This window comes from Streptomyces sp. NPDC021019, assembly GCF_044333295.1.
Classification (GTDB): Bacteria; Actinomycetota; Actinomycetes; order Streptomycetales; family Streptomycetaceae; genus Streptomyces.
Window position 1 is genome coordinate 378,862 of sequence record NZ_JBIRQR010000005.1, and the last position, 10,310, is coordinate 389,171.

The 10,310-nt window shown below is 70.9% G+C and carries 9 protein-coding genes and 2 pseudogenes; 4 read left to right on the top strand and 7 right to left on the bottom strand.

Features of this window, described 5'->3' with window-relative positions:
- The first annotated feature begins 1 nt into the window (after position 1).
- The 3 genes and pseudogenes from ACH4RG_RS26770 (at position 2) to ACH4RG_RS26780 (ending at position 1,987) form a co-directional block, all read left to right on the top strand.
- Positions 2-619 carry a hypothetical protein gene (locus ACH4RG_RS26770; RefSeq protein WP_397924494.1) on the top strand — a complete coding sequence of 206 codons (618 nt, stop codon included), beginning with the start codon at positions 2-4 and terminating at the stop codon, positions 617-619.
- Between the two features lie 57 nt (positions 620-676).
- Positions 677-1,324 (top strand): annotated as a pseudogene (locus ACH4RG_RS26775) (IS5 family transposase); the annotation flags it as partial.
- Positions 1,325-1,387: 63 nt separating this feature from the next.
- Positions 1,388-1,987 carry an SMI1/KNR4 family protein gene (locus ACH4RG_RS26780; RefSeq protein WP_397924492.1) on the top strand — a complete coding sequence of 200 codons (600 nt, stop codon included), beginning with the start codon at positions 1,388-1,390 and terminating at the stop codon, positions 1,985-1,987.
- Positions 1,988-2,119: 132 nt separating this feature from the next.
- Here ACH4RG_RS26780 and ACH4RG_RS26785 read toward each other — a convergent pair whose 3' ends face one another.
- The 4 genes from ACH4RG_RS26785 to ACH4RG_RS26800 all read right to left on the bottom strand — a co-directional run bounded on the left by ACH4RG_RS26785 (position 2,120) and on the right by ACH4RG_RS26800 (position 5,678).
- On the bottom strand, positions 2,120-2,812 hold the full coding sequence (locus tag ACH4RG_RS26785) for a response regulator (RefSeq protein ID WP_397931683.1): 693 nt from the start codon (positions 2,810-2,812) through the stop codon (positions 2,120-2,122).
- A gap of 4 nt (positions 2,813-2,816) precedes the next feature.
- Positions 2,817-4,037, bottom strand: coding sequence for a sensor histidine kinase (locus ACH4RG_RS26790; protein WP_397931680.1), 1,221 nt, complete (start codon positions 4,035-4,037; stop codon positions 2,817-2,819).
- Positions 4,038-4,062: 25 nt separating this feature from the next.
- Positions 4,063-4,941, bottom strand: coding sequence for a lysostaphin resistance A-like protein (locus ACH4RG_RS26795; RefSeq protein ID WP_398540375.1), 879 nt, complete (start codon positions 4,939-4,941; stop codon positions 4,063-4,065).
- 320 nt (positions 4,942-5,261) lie between these two features.
- Complete coding sequence (locus ACH4RG_RS26800; RefSeq protein WP_397924483.1) at positions 5,262-5,678, bottom strand: acyl-CoA thioesterase; 417 nt, start codon at positions 5,676-5,678, stop codon at positions 5,262-5,264.
- A gap of 90 nt (positions 5,679-5,768) precedes the next feature.
- Here ACH4RG_RS26800 and ACH4RG_RS26805 point away from each other — a divergent pair.
- Positions 5,769-6,039, top strand: a pseudogene (locus ACH4RG_RS26805) (hypothetical protein); the annotation flags it as partial.
- Here ACH4RG_RS26805 and ACH4RG_RS26810 read toward each other — a convergent pair.
- The 3 genes from ACH4RG_RS26810 to ACH4RG_RS26820 all read right to left on the bottom strand — a co-directional run bounded on the left by ACH4RG_RS26810 (position 6,003) and on the right by ACH4RG_RS26820 (position 10,295).
- Positions 6,003-7,970, bottom strand: coding sequence for a GTP-binding protein (locus ACH4RG_RS26810; protein ID WP_398540376.1), 1,968 nt, complete (start codon positions 7,968-7,970; stop codon positions 6,003-6,005). The pseudogene ACH4RG_RS26805 and the gene ACH4RG_RS26810 sit on opposite strands and share 37 nt — an antisense overlap.
- Positions 7,971-8,104: 134 nt before the next feature.
- Positions 8,105-9,172: an aldose epimerase family protein gene (locus tag ACH4RG_RS26815; protein ID WP_398540377.1), complete on the bottom strand. Its 1,068-nt coding sequence runs from the start codon at positions 9,170-9,172 to the stop codon at positions 8,105-8,107.
- 91 nt (positions 9,173-9,263) lie between these two features.
- Entirely contained in the window at positions 9,264-10,295 is a 1,032-nt protein-coding gene (locus ACH4RG_RS26820; protein WP_397931673.1) for a LacI family DNA-binding transcriptional regulator, read from the bottom strand.
- Between the last annotated feature and the right edge of the window lie 15 nt (positions 10,296-10,310).

The following is a 10,310-nucleotide window of genomic DNA, read 5'->3' on the forward strand; positions in this document are numbered from 1 at the left end:
CATGACCGCCGTGACCGACTACCTACAGGGCGTCTTCGCGATGCTGGGCCCCGGAGAGGAACGCTACGCCGCCCCCGCGGCCTGGCTCAGTCTGGAGGAGGAACTCGGCAGGACGTTTCCGGGGGACTACAAACAGATCGTCGACGCGTATGCGCCTGTGCGGATCAACGGACACCTCACACTGTCTCACCCTGCGTCAAGCTGGTGGAACCTGGGCGAGGAGATCCGCTCGGCATCAGAAGTCTGGGCTGATAGCAATTGGCAGTCCTACATCACTGGGCCGGACGACGATCCTCGCGTCTTCTGCCAACTCCCCCAGCTCAGCTTCGGAACCACCGAAGGTCTCGTACCCATCGCCGCCACCGATCAGGGAGCTGCCGTCTTCGTAGCCTCGTCGGTCCACGGGTTCTGCGACGGTGTGGTGGTCCAAGGGGCAGAGGGCGACTGGGTCGGACACCCCATGCCCTTCGCCGAGTGGTTGTACCGCCACCTCGTCGGCGAGGAGATGACCGGTTGGGACAGCGCGGCCTTCTACCCCGGCCCGGTGTGGCTGGAGTACCCACCTGCAGGACCGGGCCAGCCCACTCGCGCGGCGTATGGCCCAGACCGCGGAATGTGATGGCGCACCACCTGAGACGACCTCCAACGAGCTGGTGCGTGATCGCGTAGGAGACATGGGTGCGGGTGGCGGCAACTGCCGCCGGGTCTCGGGCCTTCCGGGTCGACCGCGCACCGACGCTTCACCGAGTGGAGCAAAGCTCGAGTGTGGCGCAAGCTGCACCGCCTGGTCGTGGACGAGCTCGGCGCACGGGGTGGACTGGACTGGTCCCGGTGCGCGATCGACTCGGTGAACAGGAGAGCCCTCGAAGGGGGCCTGACGGGTCCCCATCCCGTGGACCGCGGGAAGAAGGGATCAAAGATTTACTTGATCGCCGAGCGGACCGGTCTGCCCATCTCCATCGGCACCTCGGCTGCGAACACCCACGACAGCCGAGCGCTGGAGTCCCTGGTGCGGGGCATCCCGCCCATCCGCTCCCGTCGTGGGCCCCGCCGCCGTCGACCGGCCAAGCTGCACGGCGACAAGGGCTACGACTTTGACCGGCTACGCGCATGGCTCCGCTTCCGCGACATCACACCGCGCATCGCGCGCCGGGGCCTCGAGTCCTCCCAGCGCCTCGGTCGACACCGTTGGACCGTCGAGCGCACCGTGGCATGGCTGGGGTGTCGCCGCCTGCACCGTAGCTACGAGCGCAAGGCCGACCATTTCCTGGCATTGGCCGGCATGGCCGCAGCTCTGATCTGTTATCGGAGGCTGACAGCCTGATCAGCGCGATCTCCGAGCTGGGATGATCCGGCTGTAGAAAACGACACAGCAGCGAGGAGCGTCATGACCGACTACCTGCCCGCAGTCATGGCGATGCTCGGCCAGGCCCGAAACCACTACGCGGACCCCGCCGCCTGGGACCGCCTCCACGCAGAAATCGGCATCCGGCTGCCGACCGACTACCAGACCCTCGTGGACGCGTACGCCCCCATCCAGCTCAACGGCCACCTGTACCTGAGTCACCCCGCGACCGAGCGCTGGAATCTGGGCGACCGGATACGTGACACGGTCCGCGCTTGGTCCGCCATCTCCTGGGAGGACCTCGACCCCGACGAGGACCCTCGCTTGTTGTTCGGACTCACAGAGTTGAGCTTCGGTACGCGCAAAGGACTGTGGCCAATCGCCAGCACCGACCGGGGTGAGACACTGTTCCTCGTAGCTGTGGACGATCCAGCCCCCTGGATCCTGGTCGAAGACGGCGAGGGCGGTTGGGCAAGATACGACATGAGCTTCGCCGAATGGCTCTACCGCTACCTCATTGGCGAGGACATGGCCGGCCCCAACACCTCAGCCTTCCACCCCGGCCCGGTACAGCTGCGCCGGCTTCCGATGGCCGACGGCGAACGGCCAGAACTGTGGACCGGGCCGTACCGCGGCATGTAGCCCTGCCTGCCACAGCAGTCACACACTCGTTGCCATAGATCCGAACAGTGGTTCTCGGACCTCGCCGACCTCGACGCGTCACCGGAGACCCGCGGTGCGGAGCCGCAGCACCTGAGCACCCGCGCATGCCGGTCACGGTGGGCCGGGCACCAGTCCGACCCGGTGGGCGAGGACGACGGCCTGGACGCGGTCGCGCAGGCCGAGTTTGGCCAGGATGCGCGACACGTAGGTCTTGACGGTCTCGGGCGTGATGTACATCGACACGGCGATTTCCGCGTTCGACAGCCCCTCGGCGATCAGTTGGAGCACTTCCAGCTCGCGCGGGGCCAGCGCACGCACGACGTCCTGTCTGGCCGGCCGGGAGGCGTCGGCCGGTCGCAGATGCCGGGCGAAGTGGCCGATGAGGTGGCGGGTGACGGCGGGTGCCAGCAGGGCCTCGCCCCGGGCGACGGTCCGGATTCCGTTGACCAGCTCCGCCGGAGGCGCGTCCTTGAGAAGGAATCCGCTCGCTCCGGCACGCAACGCGTCATAGACGTAGGCGTCGACGTTGAACGTGGTGACGACGAGTACCTTCGGTGCGTTCTCGGTACCGAGACCGGCCAGTTGTCGCGTCGCCTCGATGCCGTCGAGCAGGGGCATCCGGATGTCCATCACGACCACATCGGGACGCAGCAGCCGCGCGGCCCGGACCGCTTCGTGGCCGTTCTCGGCCTCCCCGACGACCTGCATGTCGGGCTGCGCGGAGAAGATGGTGACGTAGCCGGTCCGCACCAGCGCCTGGTCGTCGCAGACGAGCACACGGGTCGGTGGCGGCGTATCGCTCACGAGGTCACTCCTGAGGGGACTTGGACGGAAGCGTGGCACGGACCTCGAACCCGCCTCCGGGCCGGGGGCCGGCCTCCAGTTCACCATCCAGCATCCGCACCCGGGCGCGCAGCCCGGCCAGCCCTCGTCCTCCCGCGGTACCCGGCTTCCACGCGACCGGTGCGGCGGCGGGTCCGCCGGTGGTCACCACGATCTCGATGTGCTCGTCGCCGTGCCGGAGCAGAACCTGTGTCGGCTTTCCGGCCGCGTGCTTCAAGGCGTTGGTGAGCGCCTCCTGCACCACCCGGTAAGCGGCCAGCTCCACGTCCACACCCCCCGGCCGCCGCTTCCCCTGCTCGCAGAACTCGACCGGCTGACCCGACCTGCGGGTCTCCTCGACCAGGTCCCCCACCCGTCGCGGTGCGGGTGTCCGGCCCACGCCCGCCAGGTCCCCGGATGCCGCCTCGCCGGTCGCCTCCAGGACACCGAGCAGGTACCGCAGTTCCGTCAGCGCCCGACGGCCGGTGTCGCTCACGGCCGTCAGTCCCTCTCCGACGCGTAGCGGCGCGGACGTGAGCAGGAACTGCGCCGCGTCGGCCTGGACCACCATGGCCGTCACGTGGTGGGTGACCACGTCGTGCAACTCGCGGGCGATCCGCGCCCGCTCGGCGGCCGTGGCCACCACGACGGCCAGCCGCCGGCGCTTCGCCTCTTCCGTCCGCCGCATGCGCACCGTGCTCCCCACCAGCCAGGCCGTGGCCAGGGCCAGGGAGAACGCGAGGTAGTCCGGTAGCGCGTTCGGGGAGCCGAGGCGGTTCAGGACGACGGCGAGCACGGCGTAACCCGTGCTCGCCACGGCGGCCAGGCCGTGGCGGAAGCGGACCTGGTGGGCCCCGGCGGAGTACAGGGCCAGATACAGTCCCATGCTCGCGAACGTCGTCGCGAAGCCCAGCGCCTGGTGCACGGCGAACGCGCCCGCGATGACGGCCAGACAGGCTGCGGGCCACCTGCGGCGGACCGTCAGCGGCACGGTCTGGGCCAGGACCAGCCCGACGCTCAGTACGTCCGTCGGCCTCTGGGGCAGATCGCCGATCTGCGCACCTATCGGGGACAGGGGCGGCACGAAGGCCAGCAGGGTGAGCGCCAGGGCGAGGACAGCGTCCTTGACGAGAGCATCCCGCGCCCGCCACCGGTCGAGCGGCGCCCGAAGCAGCGGCGGACTCCAGATCGCCTGACGTGACATCACTTCGGTCTCCTCCAGCCGGACCGGCTCAACGGGGCGCGCTTCGGCGGGACTTGATGCCACCGCCCCGGTGGGCGCGGACGAGCATCGGCACAGCGATGGCCACGCCCATGAGGACGGGCATGATCGACGCCTCCAGACCGAAGCTGCCCCCGGTCAGAAGGGCGGAGCCACGGACGTCCACGGTGAACAGGCCCTCGGGAGGGTGTCCGGAGACCGGGATGCCGAGCAGCTGCTGCGTGGTGTTCCAGGCGAAGTGCAGCCCCACGACGAACCAGATGTTACGCCGCCACAAGAACGCGGCTCCGAGCAGGACGCCCGCCTCCAGGGCGATCGCCAGTCCGCTCCACGCGTTCGCTCCCGGGGCGCCCAGGTGGGCGACGCCGAAGAACAGCGAGGTGACCACGAGGGCGGCCCGGCTACCCCACAGCTGCTCAAGGGCCTGCAGGGCAAGACCGCGGAACAGCAACTCCTCGGTGACCGCGGCGCCGACTTGCACCATGACCGCGGTCCGGACGACCGACACGAAGCCGTCGCCGGCCCAGGTGAACGAGTAGCCTCCGAACGCCGTGATGAGGAGGGCGGAGACAAGAATGAAGCCCAGGCCGATCCCGCCGCCCAGCAGCACTTCCCTGGTGGCGCCGGATCGGGCGATCTCCGGTGCGGAGCGTCGTGCCACACGGCGCATGACGTAGCAGTACACGGCCACCGCGACAACCGCGCCCAGCATCGGCACGGGGCCGGGGCCGGTCGCCGTCAGCCCCGACACCAGGCCGACGCCGACCATTCCCGCCAGCATCCAGCCGAGCGGGGACCGCATGATCCGACCGAAGCGGCCGCCGCCCGCGTCGCGGTCCTCGCCCGGGCCGGAGCCCGCGCTGCGCCGTATCGCGGATGTCGTGTCCATGGTGGCCTCCCCGGTTGTGGGCCACCCCTGCGGCGACCTGACGACCACACTAGGAATCCGCGGGCGTCGGCGGATCACCCGTGCGAGGACGGCTCCTGTAGCTCGCACGGGGGATGCGCCACCCGCCCACGCCCGTTCCGCCGCGGGGCGCGGCGTTCACGTGCCGTGATCACTCGACGATGCCGCTGCCTCCGCCTGAAGGAACGAGCTCAGCGCTTGTCGAGGGCCGGGCGCCTCGTCCCGGGCGTACGCGGGCCTCGGTTCCTCCGGGGGGCGACGGGCTTGTCGTGGCCGGTGAGGAGCACGGCCGGGCCGGCCGGTCAGCCGGTCAGCAGATCGGGGTTGCCGGCCAGGGCGGCGAGACGGCCCCGCGGGTCCGGGACGAGCCGGCGTGCGGTCAGATCGAGGACGCCGGCCACTCCGGTGATCTCGGCGGCCACCGTGCCGTCCTCCTTGATGATGTGCTGTTCCAGAGTGAACGTCTTGCCCGTGCCGTAGTCGAACCGGCAGGTGACGCGCACCCGCTCGCCGCCGCGCAGTTCGCGGTGGTACTTGACCGTCACCTCGAGCTGCACCGGGCCGATTCCATCGGCCAGCAGCTTCTCCTGGGGCAGCCCGGCGGCCCGAAGCAGCTCCCAGCGCGCGTGCTCCGCGTACTGGAGATAGACGGCCTGGTTCAGGTGGCCCTGGGTGTCGAGCTCGTAGCCGCGCACGGTCACATCAACGGAGAAGGTCATGACCGTGGGAACGCCGGCACGTGCCCTTCCATTCCGGTGAGACGGTGCTGCAGGATCCCTTCACGCACCTGTCATGCAACGGTAGCTCGCACCGGCAGCTTCGCCGTGGTGACGGTCTCCTGGAGCGTCACGTGCACCGGCATTCCCACCGGCACGTACGAGGACGCCGTCATGGGTGACACGAAGGTCGTCACCGGAGGCACCCTCGCGGTCCCGGCCCCCGGGAAGGGCAACCTGCCTGCGCGGGTACGTCCTGGACCTCGGCGGTGAGAACGCCGCGCCGGGGAAGATCGGCGCGGCGGCCCCTACCTCACGTAGCGGGGCTCACTCGGCGACCCGCCGCACCGTGCGCAACAGGTAGTCCTTGCGGTGCAGCGGGTCGTGGTCGGTGCGCGGGCGGTCCGGGACCGGGCCGGTCACCGGGCGGTGGCCGGCGAAGGCGGACTCCAGCATCCCCTCGCCCCGGGTCGCCCCAGGCAGCAGCCGCTGGAGCTCGTGGACCCGGGCCGCCGGGATCTCGCCCTCCACGAGGCAGAGAGCGCCGTGCGCCTCGGGCGGTCCCGGCTCCGCCCGGAGCCGGGCGAGGACCGGGACCAGTGCGCCGAAGGCGTCCGTGGGCACCTCCAGACGGAAGCGGTGCATCGGCTCGTACACCCGCGTGCCGGCCCGGCGCAGCGCGTCCATCAGGACCAGTGGCGTCAGACCGCGGAAATCGCCCGCCGTGCTCGACACACTGCTGTAGCCGGAGTGCGTCTGGGTGACCACGCAATCGGTGACCTGCCAGCCGTGCATTCCCTGACCCAGGGTGGAACGCACAATCTCCTCGACCGCCCGCATCAGGGAACGGGGCATGGAACCGAGTTCCACGGCGCGGCGGAATTCCACCCCGCTGCCGTACGGGGCCGGCTCGACGCGCAGTCCGACGGTGGCGAGGAAGGGGTTGGGGTGCGTGTCGATGAACTCGGCGGCCGCCCCCGTGCCGGCCGGCCGTTCCAGGCAGATGGTCGTGGTCTCCCCGAAGTGCACATCCACGCCGAACTCCTCGGCCAGGATCGTCTGGATGACCTCCTTCTGCACCTCCCCGTAGAGCGAGAGGGACACCTCCCCGCGGAGGTCGTCACGGCGGACGCCGATCAACGGGTCCTGTTCGGCGAGGCGGCCGAGCGCGAGGTGCAGGGCGCCCCGGTCCTCGGGGCGTCGCGGGACGACGACCGTCTCCAGGGTCGGCGGGGCGAAGTGCCGGCGTCCGGCCTCGGCCCGGTCCGCGCCGACGCTGTCGCCGATCCGGATGCCGGCCGGCCCTTTCAGCCTGCCGATCCGGCCGGCGCGGACCGCCGGAACCGGCACCTCACGGCCGTTCTCGAAAACGCTGAGCGCCGAAACCTTGCCTACGCCCTCCTGACCGTCCGGGCTGCGGAAGCGCAGCACCTCCCGGGCGTGCACGGCCCCTTGGACCATGCGGACGTACGCGGTCCGCTCGCCGTTCGCGGTCCGGTCGACCTTGAACACCGTGCCCCGGGCCGGCGCATCCGGATCCCCCGTGGCGGCGGGCAGCAGACCGGTGATGCCGTCGACCAGGGCGTCGATGCCCGCGCCGGTGACGGCGGAGCCGAAGAAGACCGGGTGGACGAGGCACCGGGCGGTCTGTTCGGCCAGCGCCCCGAGGAGCCGGGCGTGGGTGAGACCCGCCGGGTCGTCGACGTACGCGCTCAGCAGCTCGTCGTCGTGCCGGGTGAGCAGGTCGGTGAGCGCACCGGTGAAGCCGGGATCGGCCGCCGTGAACGGGGTGCTCGTCGCGGACCGGGTGCCGAGGCCCCGGGCGGAGCCCATCGCGACGATGTCCGGGGAGAGCCGTTCGGTGATACTCGTCAGCAGCGAGCCGTACCGTGCGCCGGGCCGGTCGGTCTTGTTGACGAACAGCAGGGTGGGGATGCGCAGTCGGCGCAGGGTGCGCAGCAGGACGCGGGTCTGCGCCTGGACGCCCTCCACCGAGGACACGACCAGGACGGCTCCGTCGAGCACGCCCAGGGCCCGCTCCACCTCGGCGATGAAGTCCGGGTGGCCGGGGGTGTCGATCAGGTTGACCGTGGTGGCGCCGAGAGTGAAGGAGACGACGGCGGACTTGATGGTGATGCCGCGTCGGCGCGCCAGGGAGAGGGAGTCGGTCTGTGTGCTGCCGTCGTCGACGCTGCCGATGGTGTCGATGGTTCCGGCGGTGTGGAGGAGCCGCTCGGTCAGGCTTGTCTTACCGGCGTCGACATGCGCCAGGATTCCCAGGTTCAACGTGTGCACGGAGCTTCATGTCCTTGAGAGAAAGGTCAGTTTCTGTCGGGGAAGACACGAAAGCTCGGCGCATGTTTGGGACTCCTGGGTCGTACCGGTGGACCGCCGGAGTAGATCAGGGGGCCGCCGGAGGCCGCAACCGGTTATTCGCGGCGCCGCAGGTGCGGGAAGCGCCATTCGGTGCGGCTGCGCAGGGTCTCGCCGGGGCGCAGCACGGTGGTGGGTTGGCCGGGGCGGTTGGGCGAGTCCGGCAGGTGCTGGGTCTCCAGGCAGAGCGATCCGTGGCGGTGGTGGCGGCGGCCGGTGCCGTCGGTGAACGCGCCGTCGAGCTGGTTGGCGGTGTAGACCTGGACGCCGGGTTCGGTGGTCCAGAGTTCCAGGGTCCGCCGGTCGCCCGGGGCTGTGAGGCGGGCGGCCCGGCGCAGGGCCCCGGGGACGGCGGGGCGCAGGACCCAGCAATGGTCGAAGCCGCCGGCCAGGGCGAGTTGGGGGTGTGGCAGGGCGAGTCGTCCGCCCAGCCGCTGTGGGGCGGTGAGGTCGAACGGGGTGCCGGCCACCGGGGCGGGCGGGCCTTCGGGGATGGAGTCGGGGTCGATGGGGAGGTAGGCGTCGGCGTCGACGTGGAGGGTGTGGCCGAGGATGTCGTCGTCGCCGAGGTTGAGGTAGGAGTGGTTGGTGAGGTTGACGACGGTGGGCCGGTCGGTGACGGCCCGGTAGTCGACGGCGAGGGTCCCCGTGGTGTCCAGGGTGTAGGTGGCGGTGACGTCGAGCGCTCCGGGGAAGCCCATGTCGCCGTCGGGGCTGTGCAGGGTGAGGCGGAGGACGGCGGTGGTGTCGGTACGGTCCCCGGTGGCCTGCCAGACCTTGGTGTGGAAGCCGTCGGGTCCCCCGTGCAGGGCGTGGCCCCGGTCGTTGGCGGGGATGTGGTAGGTGGTCCCGTCGAGGGTGAAGCGGCCGTGGGCGATGCGGTTGGCGTACCGGCCGACGACGGCCCCGAAGTACGGGTTCTTGTCGGTGTAGTCGTCGATAGCGGGCAGCGAGCGGACGACCGGGCCGGGGCTGCCCGCGGTGTCCGGCACGGTGAGGCTGTGCAGGACACCGCCGTAGGTGAGGATCTCGGCCCGGACGCCGGTGCCGGAGTCGAGGGTCCAGAGGTCGATCTCGCTCTGCCCGTGGGCGCGGCCGAACGGTTTGCGGTGCACGGTGGGCATGAGGAGTTCCTTGGGGGTGCGGAGGGGGCCTCGCCGGCGTGTCACCAACCGCCTTCCGTGGGGGCGTGGTCGACGACCCGACTCGGGGCAGCTAGCGGGGCGGTCCGGGGGCCTCGCGGGGCGTGGTGGATTCGCGGACGACGAGCCGGTAGCCGGGGCGGGGCCGCCGGGGTTCGGCCACGGCGGCGCCCGCGAGGCGTTCGACGAGACTGTCGACGGCGAGCCGGGCGATGGCCGCCTTGTCGGGCGCGATGGTGGTGAGGGTGGTGGCCCCGTACCTGCTCTCCTCGATGTCGTCGAAGCCGACGACGGCGATGTCGTCCGGGATGGTGAGGCCGCGTTCGGTGATGGTGCGCATGGCGCCGGTCGCGATCATGTCGTTGTACGCGAACACGGCGTCGGGCCGTCGGCCCCGGTCGAGGAGGGAGGCCATCGCCGCCGCGCCGTCCTCGCGCCCGTAGCCGTCGGTGACGACGACGAGGGACTCGTCGGGTTCGATGCCGGAGGCGGCCAGTTCCTCGCGCCAGCCGCGCAGCCGCAGGTGGGCGGGCTGGCGTTCCCGGCCGGTGCGGGAGCCGAGGAAGGCGATCCTGCGGTGGCCGAGCGCGACGAGGTGGGCGACGGCCTCGCGGGCGGCGGCCACGTTGTCGATGGCGACGTGGTCGTAGGGGGCCTCGTACTCGCGCTCGCCGAGCAGCACCAGCGGCGCGGTCTCGGTGCGGGCCATCAGGTCCTCGGTCTCCAGGTGGATGGGGCTGAGGATGAGGCCGTCGATGACGTGGGAGCGGAACCCCTGGCAGACCAGCAGCTCCTTCTCCCGCAGGCCCGCCGTGTGGTCGACCAGGACGGTGTAGTCGTGCCGGGCCGCCGCGTCGACGACCTCGCCGGCCAGCTCCGCGAAGTACGGGTTGCCGAATTCGGGGACGGCGAGGGCGATGATGCCGGTGCGGCCCTTGCGGAGGTGGCGGGCGGTGAGGTTCGGCCGGTAACCGAGCTCGTCGATCGCCTGCTGGACCTTGGCCCGCATCTTCGGGGTGACGTGCTGGTAGTTGTTGACCACGTTCGACACGGTCTTGATGGACACGCCCGCCCGTTGAGCCACGTCCTTGAGGCTGACGCCCACGGCACTCCTTGTTGC